The organism is Jiangella ureilytica (assembly GCF_004348545.1).
GTDB classification, from domain to species: domain Bacteria; phylum Actinomycetota; class Actinomycetes; order Jiangellales; family Jiangellaceae; genus Jiangella; species Jiangella ureilytica.
Map to the genome: position 1 here is coordinate 1 of NZ_SMKL01000037.1, position 18,839 is coordinate 18,839.

20 protein-coding genes are annotated in these 18,839 nt (G+C 72.0%); 15 read left to right on the plus strand and 5 right to left on the minus strand.

The window, feature by feature from the left end:
• The first annotated feature begins 782 nt into the window (after positions 1-782).
• The 3 genes from E1212_RS16820 to E1212_RS29530 all read left to right on the plus strand — a co-directional run bounded on the left by E1212_RS16820 (position 783) and on the right by E1212_RS29530 (position 1,641).
• Entirely contained in the window at positions 783-1,052 is a 270-nt protein-coding gene (locus tag E1212_RS16820; RefSeq protein WP_131984488.1) for a DUF4229 domain-containing protein, read from the plus strand.
• A gap of 79 nt (positions 1,053-1,131) precedes the next feature.
• Positions 1,132-1,362 carry a hypothetical protein gene (locus tag E1212_RS16825; protein ID WP_131984490.1) on the plus strand — a complete coding sequence of 77 codons (231 nt, stop codon included), beginning with the start codon at positions 1,132-1,134 and terminating at the stop codon, positions 1,360-1,362.
• A gap of 105 nt (positions 1,363-1,467) precedes the next feature.
• The gene (locus tag E1212_RS29530; RefSeq protein WP_162605518.1) at positions 1,468-1,641 is read left to right on the plus strand and encodes a hypothetical protein; all 174 of its coding nucleotides are present in this window, start codon (positions 1,468-1,470) and stop codon (positions 1,639-1,641) included.
• A 129-nt stretch (positions 1,642-1,770) separates the two neighbouring features.
• Here the strand turns inward: E1212_RS29530 and E1212_RS16830 are convergent, their stop codons facing one another.
• Both E1212_RS16830 and menE read right to left on the minus strand, forming a co-directional pair.
• Positions 1,771-2,646 (minus strand): 1,4-dihydroxy-2-naphthoate polyprenyltransferase, encoded by an 876-nt coding sequence (locus E1212_RS16830; RefSeq protein WP_131984492.1) that lies wholly within the window; start codon positions 2,644-2,646, stop codon positions 1,771-1,773.
• Entirely contained in the window at positions 2,646-3,854 is a 1,209-nt protein-coding gene (gene menE, locus E1212_RS16835) for an o-succinylbenzoate--CoA ligase (protein WP_131984494.1), read from the minus strand. The genes E1212_RS16830 and menE overlap by 1 nt, the downstream gene beginning before the upstream one ends.
• Before the next feature lie 820 nt (positions 3,855-4,674).
• On the opposite strand from menE, the gene E1212_RS16840 reads away from it, so the two are divergent.
• Both E1212_RS16840 and E1212_RS16845 read left to right on the plus strand, forming a co-directional pair.
• Entirely contained in the window at positions 4,675-5,364 is a 690-nt protein-coding gene (locus tag E1212_RS16840) for a DUF433 domain-containing protein (protein ID WP_203416933.1), read from the plus strand.
• On the plus strand, positions 5,342-5,737 hold the full coding sequence (locus E1212_RS16845; protein WP_131984496.1) for a PIN-like domain-containing protein: 396 nt from the start codon (positions 5,342-5,344) through the stop codon (positions 5,735-5,737). Before E1212_RS16840 ends, E1212_RS16845 begins: the two co-directional genes overlap by 23 nt.
• A gap of 78 nt (positions 5,738-5,815) precedes the next feature.
• Here E1212_RS16845 and E1212_RS16850 read toward each other — a convergent pair whose 3' ends face one another.
• The gene (locus E1212_RS16850) at positions 5,816-6,736 is read right to left on the minus strand and encodes a 1,4-dihydroxy-2-naphthoyl-CoA synthase (RefSeq protein WP_131984497.1); all 921 of its coding nucleotides are present in this window, start codon (positions 6,734-6,736) and stop codon (positions 5,816-5,818) included.
• Positions 6,737-6,900: 164 nt separating this feature from the next.
• Here E1212_RS16850 and E1212_RS16855 point away from each other — a divergent pair, with 164 nt between their 5' ends.
• Together E1212_RS16855 and E1212_RS16860 are read left to right on the plus strand one after the other, a co-directional pair.
• Positions 6,901-7,911: a hypothetical protein gene (locus E1212_RS16855; protein WP_131984498.1), complete on the plus strand. Its 1,011-nt coding sequence runs from the start codon at positions 6,901-6,903 to the stop codon at positions 7,909-7,911.
• Between the two features lie 97 nt (positions 7,912-8,008).
• Positions 8,009-9,160, plus strand: a complete 1,152-nt coding sequence (locus E1212_RS16860) for a hypothetical protein (protein WP_131984500.1) — start codon at positions 8,009-8,011, stop codon at positions 9,158-9,160.
• Positions 9,161-9,182: 22 nt separating this feature from the next.
• Here the strand turns inward: E1212_RS16860 and E1212_RS16865 are convergent, their stop codons facing one another.
• Positions 9,183-10,475, minus strand: coding sequence for an MFS transporter (locus E1212_RS16865; RefSeq protein ID WP_131984502.1), 1,293 nt, complete (start codon positions 10,473-10,475; stop codon positions 9,183-9,185).
• A gap of 55 nt (positions 10,476-10,530) precedes the next feature.
• Here E1212_RS16865 and E1212_RS16870 point away from each other — a divergent pair, with 55 nt between their 5' ends.
• Together E1212_RS16870 and menD are read left to right on the plus strand one after the other, a co-directional pair.
• On the plus strand, positions 10,531-11,094 hold the full coding sequence (locus tag E1212_RS16870) for a CGNR zinc finger domain-containing protein (RefSeq protein WP_131984504.1): 564 nt from the start codon (positions 10,531-10,533) through the stop codon (positions 11,092-11,094).
• Positions 11,091-12,755, plus strand: coding sequence for a 2-succinyl-5-enolpyruvyl-6-hydroxy-3-cyclohexene-1-carboxylic-acid synthase (menD, locus tag E1212_RS16875; protein ID WP_131984506.1), 1,665 nt, complete (start codon positions 11,091-11,093; stop codon positions 12,753-12,755). The genes E1212_RS16870 and menD overlap by 4 nt, the downstream gene beginning before the upstream one ends.
• Before the next feature lie 42 nt (positions 12,756-12,797).
• Here menD and E1212_RS16880 read toward each other — a convergent pair whose 3' ends face one another.
• On the minus strand, positions 12,798-14,024 hold the full coding sequence (locus tag E1212_RS16880; protein WP_131984593.1) for an isochorismate synthase: 1,227 nt from the start codon (positions 14,022-14,024) through the stop codon (positions 12,798-12,800).
• An 86-nt stretch (positions 14,025-14,110) separates the two neighbouring features.
• On the opposite strand from E1212_RS16880, the gene E1212_RS16885 reads away from it, so the two are divergent.
• The 6 genes from E1212_RS16885 (at position 14,111) to E1212_RS16905 (ending at position 18,795) form a co-directional block, all read left to right on the plus strand.
• Positions 14,111-14,803 carry a demethylmenaquinone methyltransferase gene (locus E1212_RS16885; protein WP_131984508.1) on the plus strand — a complete coding sequence of 231 codons (693 nt, stop codon included), beginning with the start codon at positions 14,111-14,113 and terminating at the stop codon, positions 14,801-14,803.
• A gap of 20 nt (positions 14,804-14,823) precedes the next feature.
• Complete coding sequence (locus E1212_RS29535) at positions 14,824-15,468, plus strand: hypothetical protein (RefSeq protein WP_162605519.1); 645 nt, start codon at positions 14,824-14,826, stop codon at positions 15,466-15,468.
• The gene (locus E1212_RS16890) at positions 15,465-16,322 is read left to right on the plus strand and encodes a DUF1707 SHOCT-like domain-containing protein (RefSeq protein WP_162605520.1); all 858 of its coding nucleotides are present in this window, start codon (positions 15,465-15,467) and stop codon (positions 16,320-16,322) included. The genes E1212_RS29535 and E1212_RS16890 overlap by 4 nt, the downstream gene beginning before the upstream one ends.
• Before the next feature lie 174 nt (positions 16,323-16,496).
• Entirely contained in the window at positions 16,497-17,822 is a 1,326-nt protein-coding gene (locus E1212_RS16895; protein WP_131984512.1) for a geranylgeranyl reductase family protein, read from the plus strand.
• A 49-nt stretch (positions 17,823-17,871) separates the two neighbouring features.
• Complete coding sequence (locus tag E1212_RS16900; protein ID WP_131984514.1) at positions 17,872-18,231, plus strand: NADH-quinone oxidoreductase subunit A; 360 nt, start codon at positions 17,872-17,874, stop codon at positions 18,229-18,231.
• A gap of 9 nt (positions 18,232-18,240) precedes the next feature.
• A complete protein-coding gene (locus tag E1212_RS16905; RefSeq protein WP_131984516.1) occupies positions 18,241-18,795 on the plus strand; it encodes a NuoB/complex I 20 kDa subunit family protein in 555 nt (184 codons plus the stop codon).
• The last annotated feature ends 44 nt before the right edge of the window (positions 18,796-18,839 follow it).

Consider the following 18,839-nt stretch of genomic DNA (forward strand, 5'->3'; position numbering starts at 1 on the left):
CACCACCGAAGGCCTCACACCCCGCGACATCCGCCGCTGCCTCAAGCGCTACATCGCCCGCGAACTCCACCCCATCCTCACCGCAGACCTCGCCGCCTTGACCACATAGGAGCGTCGTTCACCACCCAATTCCGTACTGCACCAGGTCTGCAGGCATGGTGATGGTCAGGCCATCCTCGTGATGTGCATCACCACACGGCTGGACGCGATTGCCCGCCCCACGTCGCCAGGCGTTCCCACCTCGCCAGGCGTGGTGATGGTCAGGCCATCCTCGTGGTGTGCATCACCACACGGCTGGACGCGATTGCCCGTCCCACGTCGCCAGGCGTTCCCACCTCGCCAGGCGTGGTGATGGTCAGGCCATCCTCGTGGTGTGCATCACCACACGGCTGGACGCGATTGCCCGTCCCACGTCACCAGGCGTTATCCCACCTCACCAGGCATGCAGGCCTAGTGAGGCAGGCGATCCCCTGCTGAACGTGATCAATCGGGGGCGGTGGGAGACCGGCCACGACGGACCAACTGCCTGCGGGGATTGACGCTCGAACACCTGTTCGATAGTGTCGTCGCCATGGTCCTTCCGCCCATCACACCGGCGGCCGGCTCCGGGCAGCAGCCGAGCCGCCACTCCAGGCCACCACCCTCCCCGGGGTGATCAGCAGGGGCCGCCGCCGGGCTTCCCCGTCCGGTTGGCGGCGGCCCCTGTCGATCGCCGGGTGCACGCCGGGGCGCGTCACCGGGGCACTGCTCCGGTGACGCGGCGGCGTAGAATGCGTGGCGCTATGGCTGTCGTTCGATACACCGTCCTGCGCGCGCTGGTCTTCGCCGTCGTCGCCGCGCTGCTGTTCCTCGTCGGCTTCCGCGGGCTCCTGCTCGTGGTCGTGGCGTTGCTCGTCTCCGGTCTGGCCAGCTACTTCGTGCTGCGTGGCAGCCGCGACCAGGTGTCCATCGCCTTCGACCGCCGGCTTCGGACCATCCGCGAGCGCACCCACGCCGAGGACGCGTGGGACGACGAGCAGCGCGCCCGGGCCGACGGCCCGAAGGATGCCTGACCTCGGTTGTCGCCCGGCCCGGTCCTGAGGCCAGGCCCGAACGGGCGTGCGATCCCCGTCCACTGGGTATGGCAGCGCCATGACCGACGACCGGCGTACGAAACCCGGGGCCACGCCCGGCGAGGACCCGCGAGAGATCGACCGGGAGCGCCGCGGCGACGCCGCGCTCGAAGAGATGGACGGCTACGAGGGCGTCGTCCATCCCCAGCCCAGTACCGGCGAACTAGGTCTCAGCTCGGACGCCCCGGGCCGTGACCTGCATGAGCTCGACGATGACGTCGATGTTCCCAAGCTCCGAGACGAGAGCTGACCACGTCGCGAGAAAATCTTTGCGGGGCGCGTCATGATCCGGCCGTCCCCCTGTCTTGTGGGTCAGATGGCACCGCGAGGTGCCGTCCTCACACAGGAGGTTCACATGATGACCGACGAATACGAGCGCCACGCCGACGACACCAAGCAGGCCAAGCGAGGCCGGCACCGCGGCGAGACCATGTCGCTGCTGCAGGACCTGCGGGCCGTCATCGTCGCGCGCATCCCCACCGAGGACCGCGGCTTCACAGGCCCTCGTCGCGCCCGTCGGCACGCCTGAGGTGCCGGCGGGAGAACCGTCCCGGCACATCCCCACCAGCACGCGGACGGCCGCAGCCAGCGGTCCCGCCCGACTCCGGGCCGGCAGCCAGCCGGTCCACGATCCCGGCCGGGCGCGTGGGCGAACCCCTCAGCCCACCGCCAGGCCGACGGTCAGCAACACCGCGAACACCAGCTCGGTCAGACCGGTCCGCTTCAGCACGGGAATCAGGTCCCGGCCCGTCGCCCGCCGCACCACCGGCAGGGCGGTCACCACGGCCAGTGGGGCGCACAGCAGCGTGAGGGCGCCCCACGGCCGGCCGGTGACGGCGAGTCCCGCCACGATGAGGAACGGCGCCGCCACCAGCAGCACGTAGAGCATCCGGCTGCGCTGCTCGCCGAGTGTCACCGCCAGCGTCCGCTTGCCGCTCACCGCGTCGGTGTGCAGGTCACGGATGTTGTTGACCAGCAGCAGCGCGCACGCCAGGCAGCCGATCGCCACCGCCGCCACCACCGACGTCACCGTCAGCCGGTCGGCCTGCACGTACGTCGTCCCTGCGACGGCCACCAGCCCGAAGAACACGAACACCGAGATCTCGCCCAGCCCGCGGTAACCGTACGGGTTGCGTCCGCCGGTGTAGAACCAGGCCGCCAGGATCGCCAGCGCCCCGACGGCGAAGAGCCACCAGTGCCCCGACCACGCCACCAGCGCCGCGCCCGCCACGCCTGCCGCCGCGAAGCTCCCCAGCGCCGCCGTCTTCACCGCGGCCGGCCGCGCCGACCCCGACCCGACCAGCCGGAACGGGCCGACCCGGTTCTCGTCGGTGCCGCGGATGCCGTCGGAGTAGTCGTTGGCGTAGTTCACGCCGACCTGCAGGGCCAGCGCCACGAGCAGCGCCAGCGCCGCCTTCCCGAGGTGTGCCGCGTCGGCGGCCGCAGCTGCCCCCGTCCCCACCAGCACCGGAGCGACGGCCGCCGGCAGCGTCTTCGGCCGGGCGCCCTCGGCCCACTGCCCGAACGTGGTCATCAGGAGCCGGCCAGTCTCAGCCGGGCCGCCAGCGCGCGGCGGTCGGTCTTGCCTCCCGGCAGGGTGGGCAGCGCGTCGAGCACGTGGAGCTCCTTGGGGGCGTAGGCGACGGGGTGCCGCTCGCGCACATGGGCGCGGACGGAGTCGAGCGACGGCGGCCGAGCGGCATCGGCGGCGACGACGGCGACGACGACCCGCTCGCCCCACTCGGCATCGGGGACGGCGACGCTGAGCGCCTCGGCGACGTCCGGATGCGAGGCGACGGCCAGGTCGACGGTGGCCAGCGGGACGTTCTCGCCACCGGACACCGCGACGTCGTCGGCCCGGCCTCGCACGGTGAGTCGCCCATCGTCGTCCAGCTCGCCCAGGTCGGACGTGGTGAAGACGCTGTCGGCGAAGTCGCGCGCCAGGTCCGGGCGCAGGCGGTAGCCGTGCGCCAGCGTGGGACCGGCGAGCCGGATCCGCCCGTCGGCCGCCAGGGTGACCCGGACGCCGTCGAGCGGGACGCCGTCGTACACGCAGCCGCCGCAGGTCTCGGTCATGCCGTAGGTGGTGACGACCTCGACACCGGCCTTGCGGGCGCGGTCGAGCAGGGCGCCGTCGGCCGCGGCGCCGCCGACCAGGACGGCGTCGTAGCCGCTCAGCGCCGAGAGCGGGGCGCCGCCGGCCTCGAGCAGCGCGCTGAGCTGCCGCGGCACCAGCGCGGTGTAGCGCCGTCCGCCGCCGGCGAAGACCTGCACGCTGGCGGCCGCGAACAGCTCCGGGTCGAACCCGCCCGTGAGGTCGACGGCGACCGGCTCCGTGCCGGCGACCACCGACCTGGCCAGCACCATGAGCCCGGCGATGTGCGTGGCCGGCAGCGCGAGCAGCCAGCGGCCGGGGCCGCCGAGGCGCTCGAGGGTCGCGGTGGCGGCGGCTTCGACGGCGGCGGCACTGAGCAGCGCCCCCTTCGGCCGCCCCGTCGACCCCGACGTCGGCACGATGAACGCGACGTCGTTCTCGAGCGGCTTGCGCGGGGCGAACTCGCGGAGGAGGTCGTCCCGGACCGCGGTGGGCGCCGTCGGCAGCGGCAGCAGCGCCGACCCGCCGGCCAGGGCGGCCGCCACCGCGGGCAGCAGCCGTGGGACGACCGCGGGGCGCAACGGCACCTCGACCGTGGTCAGGGCGCGGCGGGCCGGAGATCCGGAGGGCGGGGTCTGCGTCTGCATCGCCCCTCCACCCTAGATGCCGGTCCGCGGCGGCCGGAGACGGCCTGGGCGGGGATGTCCGGGGTGGCCGGAAGACTGCCGCCACGTTCTGGCGCGACGTGAGTCGACACGCTGCGCAACGTTCGGCCACCGAACGTGGTCGGCAGGTACGACGCGCCGCTCCAGATCCGCGAGACCTGGAGCAGCTCACGACGAACTGCCGACAGGCCAGTCTGCCGAGAAACGTGAAGTTCAGCTCTGGCTCGCTGTTGCTCTTGCGGGACGAGGCACCGCCGAGGTAAATCTGCGAGATCCGTCGACTGATCACGACCATGGAGGGTCTTCGGCACCGCAGGCTCATTGCCTCGCGGGCAGTTCCAGTGGGGATGATCTCGGGCAACGTCGGGGTGTGCCGAAGCCTTGCTTCGCGCGCTCGGCCGGTTCTCGACGACCCGGTGACGCTTTCAACGAGCACGTCACAGCTCCTACCCGAAACAGCTGCGAGGTCGTTCACCATGGGCTGACGAGCCGATGCGCGACCGCACGATCACGCGGCGGTGGCGTAGGCCCACGGTGGCGCCGCCGCATGTTCCGCTGCGCGGCCCTGGCACCACGTGCCAGCGGCCTGTTCGCCGCAGGCTGCGGCGTTTCACCGTTCAGCGCGCGTTTGAGCACTCGACCGCCGCGACCCCACCGAACACCTACAGCCACCTGTGGGCTGACCGCCGAGGAACGTTGAGGAAGGGGCCGCCGCCCACACTCGGTACGCCGTGAGGCCGTCCGCAATCCCACGAATGTCGGCGGGGCGCGCCATACTGGCCGGTGAGGACTCCGTCCAGACGTGGCGCTAGTCTTCGACGACCGCCGAAGCCATTGGGAGGAGATGATGGCGATCGACATCTACTCGACTCCGCTCCTCACCGCTCGCGAGGCGGCCCGCCATCTCCGCATGCCCGAAAGCACATTGGACAACTGGCTCGCTGCGTCAAAGTCCGGTGATCCGCTCGTTCACGCGGTTACTCCCGAACGACGGGGATGGCCCCGCGTGCCGTTCGTCGGCGTGATCGAGGCGTACGTCCTTCGTGCGCTGCGCGATCTCGGCATGCCTCTGGCGGATATCAGAAAGGCTGCGGAGATCGTACGCGCCGAGTTTGACGACCCATACGCGCTGGCGAGCAGACGGATCGCGACGGACGGTGTGGCTGTCTTTGTGCGGCTTGCAGACGACTCCTTGGTACATGCCCGCGACAGCCAAGGAGCGTTCCGTGAAGTGCTTGATGGCTGCCTCCGGTACATCGAGTGGTCTAGTGACGGCTCAGCGAAACGCCTGCGGCTGCCGCAGTATCCGAGCGAGGCCGACGTAGTCATCGATCCACGATTCGGCTGGGGCGCGCCGGTCCTCGAGCGGAACAAGGTCAAGGTCGACGACCTCGTCGCGCTGTGGCGCGCCGGGGAATCCATCAAACAGGTAGCTGACGAGTACGACCTGACAGAGTCTGCTGTAGAGGATGTCCTCCGACTGGCGGCCTGAGTTCTTCTTCGACCGGAGCCTGGGGAAGATCTCGGCGCGCAGGCTCCGGGATCAGGGATACGTGGTCCACCTGATCGCAGAGTTCTATCCAGACGACGCACAGACGATCGCTGACGAGGACTGGATCGCGGAAGGTTGTCGTCGCGGCTGGGTCCTGCTAACGAAGGACCGCCGGATCCGCTACCGAGCGCAGGAGTTGGCTGCCCTTGAGGGCGGCTTTCTCTTTTGCCTAGCTGATGGCAACGCCAGCTTAGACACGATCTCGGACACATGGGCCGCCGCCATGCCTGCGATCGGTCGAGCCGTCCAGCGTGGGGCAACGGGCTTCTGGCATGTCTACGCCGATGGGACCATCAGGCGCATGTGGCCGTGATCCACCTCCGCAAGGACGCATCACGATGCGGACCGACTGTGCGCCTTACACCACTTCGATGCTGTGCAAACGCGGTGGTCAGTAGTACCAGGGGAAGGGCGACCAGTCCGGAGGGCGCTTCTCGAGAAAGGCGTCCCGGCCTTCGACCGCCTCGTCGGTCATGTAGGCCAGGCGCGTCGCCTCACCGGCGAAGACCTGCTGGCCGACCATGCCGTCGTCGACGGCGTTGAAGGCGAACTTGAGCATCCGCTGCGCCGTCGGGCTCTTGCCGTTGATCTTCGCCGCCCACTCCAGCGCGACCTCCTCCAGCCGCGCGTGCGGGACGACGGCGTTGACCATGCCCATGCGGTGCGCGTCGTCCGCCGAGTACTCGGACCCGAGGAAGAAGATCTCGCGCGCGAACTTCTGCCCGACCTGCCGGGCCAGGTATGCCGACCCGTAGCCGCCGTCGAACGAGCCGACGTCGGCGTCGGTCTGCTTGAAGCGGGCGTGCTCGGCGCTGGCCAGGGTGAGGTCGCAGACGACGTGCAGACTGTGCCCGCCGCCGGCCGCCCAACCCGGCACCACCGCGATGACGACCTTCGGCATGAACCGGATCAGCCGCTGCACCTCGAGGATGTGCAGCCGGCCGGCCCGCGCGGGGTCGACGGACTCGGCGGTGTCGCCGCTGGCGTACCGGTAGCCCGACCGGCCGCGGATGCGCTGGTCACCGCCGGAGCAGAACGCCCAGCCGCCGTCCTTGGGCGACGGCCCGTTCCCGGTCAGCAGCACGCACCCGACGTCGGGGGTCATGCGGGCGTGATCGAGCGCCCGATACAACTCGTCGACGGTGTGCGGGCGGAACGCGTTGCGCACCTCGGGCCGGTCGAACGCGATGCGGACGGTGCCGCGGTCGCGCCCGTCGTCGACGTGGCGGTGGTAGGTGATGTCGGTGAGCTCGAAGCCCTCGACGGGGCGCCAGCGGGCCGGGTCGAACGGTGCGGTCGTCACCCCGGTCACGCTAGCCGGTCGCGCTCGGCGCGTACGTGTCCGGGCGCTCGGATAGCATCCGCATCGGATGCCGACCTGGGTCACCGATCCCGGCGCGCCGAGACGTTCGGGGGGACGCAATGCGCAGGCCCGGCACACGGTGGGTGCTCGCCGCCTTCATGGTGCTGTCATCGATGACGGTGGCAGCGTGCGCGGGCAGTGACGGGGCGACGGAGGCCGCCGCGGCGACGCCGACCACGGACGTGCCGGCCGCACCCGACGGCACGGTTCCGCCGGCGGTGACGCGCAGCCGTGAGGCGGGCGTCGTGTTCGACTGGGTGCCGTTCGACGACGCGGAGAGCTACACCCGCACCGCTCTTCCGGAAGGCGCGGAGCCGATCGAGAATGAGCTCCCCGGCCGGGACGGTGCGACGATCCTGTCCCGCGGTCACGTCTTCGAACACGCCGACGGCGTCATCGGATACGAACTGATCGACGACTACGCCACCGGGGACGACTTCACCAAGCTGTCGGCGATGCTGGCCGCCAGCGTCGACGGGACCGTGCGGTCGATCGCGCCGGCCGACGTCACCCAGGCGGCCGCCGCCGACGGAGAGATCGTCTACGGCGACGACCACCTTATGCTGTTCCGCATCGTCGTGGTGAACACGGAGGGCGATCTGTGGAGCGGCTTCGTCGGCGGGCCGTCGGAGGACCGCGACCGGCTGGAGTCCGAATTCGCCCGGTTGACCCTCTCGCTGGACATGCGCGCCGCGGTCGACTGGGTCTTCGTCACCGACGAGCCGAGCGGGGTCGTCGCGCCGTTCCGCTCCGCGATCGAGCCGCGGGAGCGGTTCGTCACCGCCGCCGACGGTTCCAGCGTGCCGGCCCGCGAGTACGCCGACTGGAACACCTCGTCCGGCGTCATCGTGATCGACGCCGGGGCCGACGCGTTCACTCACGAGGAGGCACTTGCCGCGCGGGCCGAGGACCTGGACGGTGAGGTCCAGTCTCCGGGGCCCAGCGATGTGGTCGGCCACGAGGCGGTCCAGGCCGAGATTCTCGACCGCGGCTGGATCTGGGTGCATCGCGTCGTCGTCCTGGACGAGCATGTCGTCGTGATCTACGCGGGCAACCTCGCGGAGAACGTGAGCCGGGCCCGGGAATGGGTCGAGATGGTGAGCGACGCGGCGACGATCCCGTGAGATCGGATGGAACGAATGGGCGGGTTCGAGCGTCCAAATCTGCGTGGGTGCGCCGGGTAGGGGCCGACATGCGTCGGTGATCATGGAAAATGGACGCATGAAGTACCGCGTGGCGGCTGTAGCCGGTGTCCTGGTCCTCCTCGTGGCGGCGGTGTTCGCCATCCTCGAGACCACGAACGGCGACGACCCGACGGCGAGTGGCGACGGCGGGGCCGACGCGACCATCGTCCAGGTCGCCGCCTCGCCGGCACCCGAGCAGGTCGCCGGCGCCGTCGCCGCGGAGCCGCCGGCCGACGCCGAGGCGCTGCCGTTGACGCTCACGGCACCGGCCGACGTGCGTCCGGGCGGCTCGGTCACGTTCGGCGCCAGTTGGGTCACCGCGGGCGGCGACCCCGTCAGCGGCGAGGTCGACCTGCAGCGCATCGAGGGCAACTCCTGGGCCACCGTCACCACCGTCCCGGTCGAGAGCGGCCGCGGCGAGGTCGAGGTGCAGGTGCAGTCGTCGGGCATCTACCGGCTCGCGTACGGCGGCGGCCCCGAGGTCGAGGCGGTCGCGTCGCACGAGGTCGTCGTCACCGCGGGCACTCCGCTGGTGTCGCGCATCACCGCCACCGCGGAGAAGTCCGACGACGGTGTCGGCGTCACGGCCGCGTGGACCACCGAGGGCGGCGTCCCCATCGTCGGCGACATCGGCCTCGAGCAGCAGTCCGACGGCGAGGAGTGGGCGCCGGTCTCCGCCGTCACCACCACGGGCGAGGGCACCGCCGTCGCCGAGGCCACCGCCGAGCACACCACGCGGTTCCGGTTCAGCTACGCCGGCGGCAGCCGCTTCGGCGCCGTCGTCAGCGAAGAGGCCATCGCGCTCGGCGACGACGTCCGCACCATCCCGGTCGAGACCTGCGACGACGACGTCGACATCGACAACCTCGGCCGCGGCGTCGGCTGCCACTACACCCCGGTCGAGTCCGGCACGTTCGTCGTCGCGCACGACTACCTCGGCAACTCGTGGTGGAACTCCATTCCCACGGGCACGTTCGTGCAGCTCGAAGGCGAGTTCACCGGCCTGTACGAGGTGGTCGACCGCGTCATCGCGCAGGGCCGCGGCTCCGCGCTCGGCTCCGCGTCCAACTGGACCTGCGGCGACGACTGCGACATCGTCCTGCAGACCTGCCAGGGCAGCAACACCGGCTTCACCTGGCTGCGCAAGGCCGAGGGCGAGGAGCCGCCGGCCGAGCAGCCGCAGACCTGACGACCTTCGATCGACGACGGCGTCAGCCTGCGGTCCGCGGCGGGTCACCCGCGCGCGACAGCCGGGCCGCCTCGTCGATCGAGGCCAGCCGGCGCACCGGCGAGATCGCCACCCACAGCGTCGCCAGCACCATGCCGCAGGCACCCGAGACCATCGCCGCCCGGGCGTCGGTGATCCCGGCCACCACGCCGCCGAGCGTCGCGCCGACCGGGATCGCGCCCCACGAGATCAGCCGGTACGCCGCGTTGACCCGCCCGCGCAGCTCCTGGGGCAACGCCGCCTGCCGCAGCGTCACCGCGTGCACGTTGGCGATCCCGATGCCTACGCCCATGACGACGAAGACCGCGCAGAACAGCACCAGGGTGCCGACGGCGTCCGTGCCGGCCAGTGCGACCAGCACCGGCGCGGTGTTGCCCAGGACCAGCGTGATCAGCAGCACCCGGCCGTAGCCGAACCGGCCGGTGACCCGCGACCCGAACCAGGCACCGAGGAAGGAGCCGACGCCGCCGGCGGTGAACACGATGCCGATCTGCAGCGGGCTCAGGCCGACCTCGCGCACGGTGAACAGCATCAACCCGAGGATGAAGATCTCGTTGAACAGGTTGAACGTCGTCGCCTCGCCGAGCAGCGCGCGGACGTAGCGGTTGCCCAGAGCCTCGCGCAGCCCGGCGGTCACCTCGGCCCACGACGGCCGGGCGGACGCCGTCGGGCGTGCGGTCTCGACCACGGAGATGCCGCGCAGGCTGACCGCCGACACGAGGTACGTGATGGCGTTGACCAGCATCGCGACCGGGGCCGAGGCCGCCTGGACCAGCAGGCCGCCGAAACCGCGGGCGCCGATCTCGTTCGCCGACTGGGCCGCGGCGAGCTTGCCGTTGGCGTCGACCAGCTGGTGCGGCGTGACGACCTCGGGGACGAACGCGAAGTCGGCGACCTGGTAGAGCACCGTCAGCACACCGGCGAGGAACATCACGACGTACAGCAGCTCGATCTCGGCGAACCCGGCCCAGACGGCGAGCGGGATGACCAGGATCAGCCCGAACCGCCCGACGTCGGCGCCGACCATGAGCGGCAGCCGGCGCCGACGGTCGACCAGCATGCCCAGCGGCAGCGTCGCCAGCAGGAACGGCAGGAACTGCGCCGTCCGCAGCGCGCCCAGCTCGCCGGGCGTGGCGGCCAGCACGCCGATGGCCAGCAGCGGCACGGCCAGCTCGGCGACCTCCGAGCCGAACGTCGACACCGCGGAGCCGGCCCAGAGGCGGCGGAAGTCGCGACTCGCCCAGGCCCGCGTCCCCGGCTCCGTAACCGCTGTCATGAAGTCAGAGGTTATGGATAACCAATGAAGAGCGCAAGAGGGTTATGCTCGTGACATGTCCGGAGCCACCACGCCTGCGCCCGGCCGGCTCGACACCGTCCGGCGCTTCGTCAACACCCTCGACATCGACTCGGCGACGGACGCGCTGACGACGCCGGGCGAGCTCGAGGACTGGCTGCGGTCGGCGTCGCTGCTGGCCGGGGCGACGTCGGTGGGACCGGACGACCTCGCCCGCGCCGTCGTCGTCCGCGAGGCGCTGCGCTCGGCCCTGACCGCGAACCACGGCGGCGACCCGATCCCGGCCGGCGCGCTCGCCGTCCTCAACGACGCTGCCGCGCGGGCCCGGCTCACGGCGACCCTGACCGCCCGCGACGGTTGGCGTCCCCGTCCGGCGGCCGGCGGTGTCGACGGCGCCCTGGGCGGGCTGCTCGCGCTGGTCGGCGACGCCATGGCCGACGGCACGTGGGCGCGGCTCAAGATCTGCGTCAACGACACCTGCCAGTGGGCGTTCTACGACGAGTCGCGGGCGCGGTCGGGCAAGTGGTGCTCCATGCAGGTGTGCGGCAACCGGGCCAAGCAGCGGGCGTGGCGCGACCGCAAGGCAGAATCGACCACGTGAACCCCTCGACGTCGGCGGCCCGCACGGTGGTCGCCGAGCTGGTCCGGCGCGGCGTCCGGCACGTGGTGCTGGCGCCCGGGTCGCGGTCGGCGCCGCTGGCGCACGCGCTGGCTGCGGCGTCGGCGGGGGGCGAGATGCGGCTGCACGTGCGCATCGACGAGCGGGTCGCCGCGTTCACCGCCCTGGGGCTGGCCCGCGTGGCCGGGCCGGTCGCCGTCGTGACGACATCCGGGACGGCGGCGGCCAACCTGCACCCGGCCGTGCTCGAGGCGTCGCACTCCGGGGTGCCGCTGCTGCTGCTCACCGCCGACCGGCCGCACGACGTGCGCGGCACCGGCGCCAACCAGACCACCGACCAGGTGCGCCTGTTCGGGTCCGCGGTCCGCTACTTCGCCGACGTGCCCGCGCCGTACGGCCGCCCGGGCGAGTCCGACGACCTGCGGTCGCTGCTGGGCCGGGCCGTGGCCGCCGCCGCCGGCGCGCGGTCGGGCCATCCGGGCCCCGTCCACCTCGACCTCGCCTTCCGCGAGCCCCTCGTCCCCGACGACGATGCCTGGCCGGACACGAGCGGGTCGATCGACGTGGTCGCCGACCGGGCCGAGATCGTGCCGGCCGTCCTCGACGACGGACCGCGGACGGTGGTCGTGGCGGGCGACGGCGCCGGCGCGGCCGCGCGGACCTTCGCCGAGGCCGCGGGCGTCCCGCTGCTGGCCGAGCCCTCGTCCGGTGCCCGGGCCGGAGCGAACGCCGTCGGCCCCTACCGGCTCCTGCTCGACCAGCCGTCCTTGGGCGGCCGCATCGAGAGGGTGGTCGTGTTCGGCCACGCGACGCTGTCGCGGCAGGTCAGCGCCCTGCTGGTCCGGGACGGCGTCGAGGTGGTGGTCGTCGCCGGCCGCACCCCCGACTGGATCGACCCCGGCAGCCGGGCCGGCCGCGTGGTCTCCGCGGTGGCGGCGGGCGGGACCGCGGGCCCGGGCGACGGCGAGTGGCTGGCGTCGTGGCAACGGGCCGCGAAGGCCGCCCAGGACGCCGTCGACGAGGTGCTCGCGTCGGGTCCGGTGTCGGGGCCGGCCGTGGCCGCGCGGGTCTGGGCGGCGCGGCGGCCCGGCGAGGCCCTCGTGGCCGGCTCGTCGAACCCCATCCGCGACCTCGACCTCGCGGCGGCACCGGCTGCCGGAGACGAGGCGGACGCCGGGCCGGTGCTGGCCAACCGCGGCCTGGCCGGCATCGACGGCACGCTGTCGACGGCGGCCGGCGTGGCGCTGGCGTCGGGCGCGCCGGTGCGGGCGCTGGTCGGCGACCTCACGTTCCTGCACGACGCGGGCGGCCTGCTCATCGGCCCGCTGGAGGACCACCCCGACCTGCAGATCGTGGTCGTCAACGACGACGGCGGCGGCATCTTCGCGCTGCTCGAACACGGCGACCCGGCCCACGCCGAGCGGTTCGAGCGCGTCTTCGGCACCCCGCACGGTGCGGACCTCGGCGCGCTGTGCGCGGCCTACGGCGTGGTCCACCGCCGGGTGGCCGACTTGGAGTCACTGCGTTCGGCGCTGGCCGAGCCGGTCTCGGGTCGCAGCGTGGTCGAGGTCTCGGTCGACCGGTCCGGCCTGCGCGACCTGCACGCCCGCATCCGCGCCGCTGTCGCCGCCGCGCTCGGCTAGCCGCGCGGAACGTCAGGTTCCGGCGTACCAGGGTTCGCCGGATCAGGACGACAGCGCGTCGCGCATCGGCACCAGTTTGGCCACGCTCTCGGCGAGCTCGGCGGCGGGGTCGGAGCCGGCGACGATGCCGCAGCCGGCGAAGAGCCGCAGTCGCGCCCCCGACACCTCGGCCGAGCGCAGCGCGATGCCCCACTCGCCGTCGCCGCGGGCGTCCATCCAGCCGACCGGGCCGGCGTAGCGGTCGCGGTCGAGGCCCTCGATCTCGCGGATGACCTGCAGCGCGACGGGAGTCGGTGTGCCCCCGACCGCGGCCGACGGGTGCAGGGCTGCGGCCAGCGCCAGCGAGGTGACGCCGTCGCCCGCCGAGTCGCTGACCCCGGCCAGGTCCGTCGCCAGGTGCATGACGTTGGGCAGGTGCAGCACGAACGGCGTCTCGGGCACGTTCATGCTCGAGCAGAACGGCGCCAGCGCGTCGGCGACGGAGCGGACGGCGTACTCGTGCTCCTCGAGGTCCTTGCTCGACCGCGCCAGCGAGGCGGCCAGCGCGAGGTCGTGCTCGTCGTCGCCGGTGCGGCGGATGGTGCCGGCCAGGACCCGTGACGTGATGAGGCCGCGCTCGCGCCGCACCAGCAGCTCCGGCGTCGCGCCGATCATGCCGTCGACGCTGAAGGTCCAGCAGTGCGGGTAGCCCGCCGAGAGCCGCTGCAGCGGCCAGCGGATGTCGACGGGCTCGGGGCACTCGGCGACGAGGTCGCGCGCCAGCACCACCTTCTCGAGCTCGCCCGCGGTGATGCGCCGGACCGCCTCGGCGACGATGCCCTCCCACTCGGTGCCGCTGCGTGAGCCGTCGCCATAGACGACGGAGAGCGGCCGCCGCGCCGGCGGCACCTCCGGCAGCGCCGCCCCGCCGGGCAGGTTGCCGGTGACGTCGATGGTGGTGACCCACCAGCGGCCGGACCGGTGCCCGACGACGGTGTCCGGCAGGACCAGCGAGGACGAGCCGGGGACGTCGTCGAAGGCGAACGAGCCGAACGCGACCGGTCCGGTGCCCGGCAGCCGCACCTCGTCGCGCACGACGGCGGTGCCGACCATGCGCCGCCACCAGCGGTCGGCGGCGACGAACCGGTTGGCGCCGATGGTGTCGAACCGCGCCGCCTGGCCCCAGCCGACGATGCCCTCGCCGCGGCGGACCCACGCCATGGGGTGGTCCTCGGGCAGCAGCTCCAGCAACGGTCCCGGGTTGGGGACCTCCGTGGTGCGCACGACCATCGGCGCGGAAACGGGCAGGCTCGTCACGATCTCCAAGGGTACGGCCGAGTCGCCGCCGTGGCTGTGGCCGCGGCTACTCTGTGGACGTGACCCGGGCCTCTCTGGACAAGCAACCGCACGAGGTGGCGGCGATGTTCGACGACGTCGCCGAGAAGTACGACCGCACCAACGACGTGCTCTCGCTCGGCCAGGACCGCGCCTGGCGACGCCAGGTCACCGCGGCCATCGGCGTCGCGCCGGGGGAGCGGGTGCTCGACCTCGCCGCCGGCACCGGCACGTCCAGCGAGCCGTTCCGGGCCCGCGGCGCGTTCGTCGTGCCGTGCGACTTCTCCCTCGGCATGGTGCGGACGGGACGGCGGGCGCATGCGGACCTGCCGTTCGTGGCCGGCGACGCCACCCGGCTGCCGTTCGCCGACGACCGGTTCGACGCGGTCACCATCTCCTTCGGCCTGCGCAACGTGAACGACCCGGTCGCCGGGCTGCGCGAGATGCTGCGGGTCACGCGCCCCGGCGGCCGGCTCGTGGTCTGCGAGTTCAGCCACCCGACGTTCGCGCCGTTCCGCAAGGTCTACGTCGAGTACCTGATGCGGGCGCTGCCGCCGGTCGCCCGCAGGGTGTCCAGCAGCCCCGACGCCTACGTCTATCTGGCCGAGTCGATCCGCGCCTGGCCCGACCAGCGCGGCCTGGCCGAGTGGCTGCGCGAGGCCGGCTGGGGCGACGTGCGCTGGCGCAACCTCAGCGGCGGCATCGTCGCGCTGCACCACGCCGTGAAGTCGTAGCCGCCCGCTACGATCGCCGCATGGCTGGGGGGCGATGGGCGACGCTGGTCCTGGCCGGTGTCGCGGTGGTCGCGGCGCTGGTCATCGGCATCGTCGCCGCGCGTGACGGAGACGACGACGCCGCGAGCGCGACCGACGAGCCGGCCGGGCTCGTCGAGGGCACGCCCGCCGGCGACGGGGCCGCCCCCGCCGGCGACGGGGCCGCCCCCGCCGACATGTACTCCCTCGCCGAGCTGACGGCGATGTGGGACGCGCTCGGCACGGCGCAGGTCGCTGGCATCAGGATCGTGTACATCCACTCCGAGTGGGCCGACCTCGAGGTCCAGGCCGATCCCGGCGTCCTGCACTACGACGAGGTCGAGTACGACGGCGAACTCGGATCGTTCGAGGCCGGCGGTGTCGCGTCGGGCGACGACCCGGCCGCGGTGTTCTTCCCGCTCGCCGAGGTCGACCCGGCCGTCATCGCCGCCGTCGCCGCCCGCGCGGACGAGGTCGCCGGCTACGAGGGCCGGCCGGTCTCGCTCGTCGTCGTCGAGCGGAACGTCTTCTACGGCGACATCGTGACGATCCGCGTGCACCTCGAGGCCGACGCGTACGGCGTCAGCCCGTCGCTCACCTGGGACGCCAGCGGGCAGCACCTGCTCGACGACGGGAGCGACCGGTGAGCCGCCCGGACCGGAAGTGGCGGCCGTCGGACTCCGACCGCGAGCGGTACGCGAGCGCCGTCTCGCAGGCGTTCGCCGAGGGCCGCATCGACGCCGCCGACATGGAGACCCGCACTGCGCTGATCTACGAGGCGAAGTCCATAGCCGACCTCGACGCGCTGGTCGAGGACATGCCCGCGCCCGCCGCCACTCCGGCCCCGGCCGCCCAGGACACCGCGACGAGGTCGTCCGGCATCGGCGTCGGCTGGGTCGTCGGGGCGGTCGCCGCCGTGCTGGTGATCATGTTCGCGGTGCTGAGCTCCATCACCGACGGCTTCACCTCGGCCGACTCGTCCAGTGACGACTGGGCGGTGGTCGACCCGCCGCCGGAGCCGCCGGAACCGCCCGAGCCGCCCGGCCTGCCGGCCCCGGACCTCGCCGACCTGCCGCCCATCGACACGGTGAAGGACAGTCTGTTCACCGACGACGGCCTGGGCGAGCTCTGGAACGCGATGCCCGCAGCCGGCCACACCGACCTCTACGAGATCGCGCTTCGTCCTGACCGCGCGACGGTGGAGGCCTTGGCGGGTACCTCGCGGCCCAGCACGGTCCGGGTCGAGTACGTGGGTGAGCTCGTCCTGCCGCCGGAGCCCTATCGCGATGTGATGGCCGGCGACCAGTCGTTCACATGGGCCGACGTCACACCCGAGGCGGTGCTGGCCGCGATCAGTGCCATGCCGGGTGTCACCGTCAGTCACATCAGCATCGACAACGACTTCGACGGGCAGGTCACCATCAGCGTGTATCCGGAGGGTGACACCGACATCACCTACGCCCGATTCGACGCGAGCGGGCAGCTCATCGGCACGTCTTGACACGATCGATTTACGCAACGATGTTGCTGCGTAAATCCGCAGGTCAGAGTGGGTGACCCGGGGTGAGTGACAGGACGGGCAACCCCTACACTTGGGTCCGAGTGTGCGCTCGTGAACGGATTCACGAGCGCCCATGCCCGAACCGAACAGTGACACGCACCCGAGGACCCTTCGATGAGCCAGCGCACTGGTCCTGAGCGACCGAGCGCCCCGAGCCGCACCGCCGGCGAGGCCGACGTCATCGTCGTCGGCGCCGGGCCGGCCGGCTCGACCACCGCGTACTACCTGGCGCGTGCCGGGCTGGACGTGCTGCTCCTCGAAAAGGCGTCCTTCCCGCGCGACAAGGTCTGCGGCGACGGCCTGACCCCGCGCGCGGTGCGCCAGCTGGTCCGCATGGGCGTCGACACCGGTGCGCCCGGCTGGATCAAGAACAAGGGGCTGCGGATCATCGGCGGCGGCATGCGCCTGCACCTGCCGTGGCCCGAGCTGGCCAGCTACCCCGACTACGGCCTGGTCCGCACCCGCACCGACTTCGACGAGCTGCTCGCCCGGCACGCCGCGGCCGCGGGCGCCCGGCTGCACGAACGCACCAACGTCACCGCTCCGGTCCTCGACGAGCGCACCGGCCACATCGTCGGCGTCACCGCGAGGCCGCTGGACGAGCGCGGCCGGGCCGCCGGCGAGACCGTCACCTACCGCGCCCCGCTGGTGGTCGCCGCCGACGGCACGTCGTCGCGGCTCTCGACCGCCATGGGCATCCACAAGCGCGACGACCGCCCCATGGCCGTCGCCGTCCGCACGTACTACGAGACGCCGCGCCACGACGACGAGTGGATGGAGTCGTGGCTGGAGCTGTGGGCCGAGAACCCGTCGGGCGGGCGCGACCTGCTGCCGGGCTACGGCTGGATCTTCGGCACCGGCAACGGCACCAGCAACGTCGGCCTGGGCATCACGAACACCTCGAAGGCCTTCGGCCGGGTCGACTACAAGGACATGTTGCGCCGCTGGGCGGCGCAGACCCCGCCCGAGTGGGGCTTCACCGAGGAGAACCAGGTCGGTGAGATCCGCAGCGCGGCGTTGCCGATGGGATTCAATCGCCAGCCGCACTACAGTCGTGGCCTGCTCCTGGTCGGCGACTCCGGCGGCATGATCAACCCCTTCAACGGCGAAGGCATCGACTACGCGATGGAGGCGGCCAACCTCGCCGCCACCGTGATCGCCGACGCGCGGTCACGGGACGCCGCCGGTCGGGAGCGGGTGCTGCAGGGCTACCCTGCTGCGCTGAAGCACGAACACGGTGGCTACTTCACGCTCGGCCGCATCTTCGTCAGATTGATCGGTGACCCACGGATCATGAGAATCGCCCGGAACCACGGCCTGCCGCGCCCCTGGCTGATGAAGTTCACCCTGAAGCTGCTGGCCAATCTGACCGACCACCGCGACGGCGACGTGTACGACCGCGTCATCAACGCGATGACCCGACTCGCCCCGGCGGCGTGAGGAGCCCCATGCAGGACATCACCAACCCCGTGCAGAGGAGTGGCCCGGCGTGAACGCCTACGCACCGATCCTCGGCCTCATCCTGCTCGCCGCGGTCTTCGCGGTGGGCTCGGTGGCCTTCTCAGTGGTGGCCGGCCCGAAGCGGTTCAACCGCGCGCGACTGGACTCCTACGAATGCGGTATCGAGCCGACGCCGCAGCCGGTGGGCGGTGGCCGGTTCCCGGTCAAGTACTACCTGACCGCGATGACCTTCATCATCTTCGACATCGAGATCATCTTCCTGTATCCGTGGGCGGTCCGGTTCGACCACCTGGGGGTCTTCGGCTTCGTCGCGATGGTGACGTTCATCTTCCTGATCACCGTGCCGTTCATCTACGAATGGCGGCGCGGCGGGCTCGACTGGGACTAGAGGCGAATCATGGGTGTTGAAGAGAAGCTGCCCTCCGGTGTGCTGCTGGCCACCATGGAGAACCTGCTCGGCTACCTCCGCAAGGGCTCGGTCTGGCCGGCCACGTTCGGCCTGGCCTGCTGCGCCATCGAGATGATGGCGTTCGGCGGGCCGCGGCACGACTCCGCGCGCTTCGGCATGGAGGTCTTCCGGGCCTCGCCGCGGCAGGCCGACCTGATGATCGTCGCCGGCCGGGTGAGCCAGAAGATGGCGCCGGTGCTGCGGCAGATCTACGACCAGATGGCCAACCCGAAGTGGGTGCTGTCGATGGGCGTCTGCGCCTCGTCCGGCGGCATGTTCAACAACTACGCCATCGTCCAAGGCGTCGACCACGTCGTTCCCGTCGACGTCTACCTGCCCGGCTGCCCGCCCCGGCCCGAGATGCTGATCGATGCCATCCTCAAGCTGCACGACCAGATCCAGCACACCAAGCTGGGCGCGCACAAGGTCGCGGCCGACACCGAGGCCGAGCGGATCGCGCTGCGGGCCGAGGCCACGCACGAGATGAAGGGCCTGCTCCGGTGAGCGACGACGAGAAGCGGACCGACGCCGCCGACAGCGCGGACGAC

Excerpts from the sequence above, each read along its gene's own strand:
- E1212_RS16820 (WP_131984488.1), top strand. The coding sequence starts at position 783 with ATGGCTGTCGTTCGATACACCGTCCTGCGCGCGCTGGTCTTCGCCGTC.
- E1212_RS16825 (WP_131984490.1), top strand. The coding sequence starts at position 1,132 with ATGACCGACGACCGGCGTACGAAACCCGGGGCCACGCCCGGCGAGGAC.
- E1212_RS29530 (WP_162605518.1), top strand. The coding sequence starts at position 1,468 with ATGATGACCGACGAATACGAGCGCCACGCCGACGACACCAAGCAGGCC.
- E1212_RS16830 (WP_131984492.1), bottom strand. The coding sequence starts at position 2,646 with ATGACCACGTTCGGGCAGTGGGCCGAGGGCGCCCGGCCGAAGACGCTG.
- menE (WP_131984494.1), bottom strand. The coding sequence starts at position 3,854 with ATGCAGACGCAGACCCCGCCCTCCGGATCTCCGGCCCGCCGCGCCCTG.
- E1212_RS16845 (WP_131984496.1), top strand. The coding sequence starts at position 5,342 with ATGTCCTCCGACTGGCGGCCTGAGTTCTTCTTCGACCGGAGCCTGGGG.
- E1212_RS16855 (WP_131984498.1), top strand. The coding sequence starts at position 6,901 with ATGACGGTGGCAGCGTGCGCGGGCAGTGACGGGGCGACGGAGGCCGCC.
- E1212_RS16860 (WP_131984500.1), top strand. The coding sequence starts at position 8,009 with ATGAAGTACCGCGTGGCGGCTGTAGCCGGTGTCCTGGTCCTCCTCGTG.
- E1212_RS16865 (WP_131984502.1), bottom strand. The coding sequence starts at position 10,475 with ATGACAGCGGTTACGGAGCCGGGGACGCGGGCCTGGGCGAGTCGCGAC.
- E1212_RS16870 (WP_131984504.1), top strand. The coding sequence starts at position 10,531 with ATGTCCGGAGCCACCACGCCTGCGCCCGGCCGGCTCGACACCGTCCGG.
- E1212_RS16880 (WP_131984593.1), bottom strand. The coding sequence starts at position 14,024 with ATGGTCGTGCGCACCACGGAGGTCCCCAACCCGGGACCGTTGCTGGAG.
- E1212_RS29535 (WP_162605519.1), top strand. The coding sequence starts at position 14,824 with ATGGCTGGGGGGCGATGGGCGACGCTGGTCCTGGCCGGTGTCGCGGTG.
- E1212_RS16895 (WP_131984512.1), top strand. The coding sequence starts at position 16,497 with ATGAGCCAGCGCACTGGTCCTGAGCGACCGAGCGCCCCGAGCCGCACC.
- E1212_RS16905 (WP_131984516.1), top strand. The coding sequence starts at position 18,241 with ATGGGTGTTGAAGAGAAGCTGCCCTCCGGTGTGCTGCTGGCCACCATG.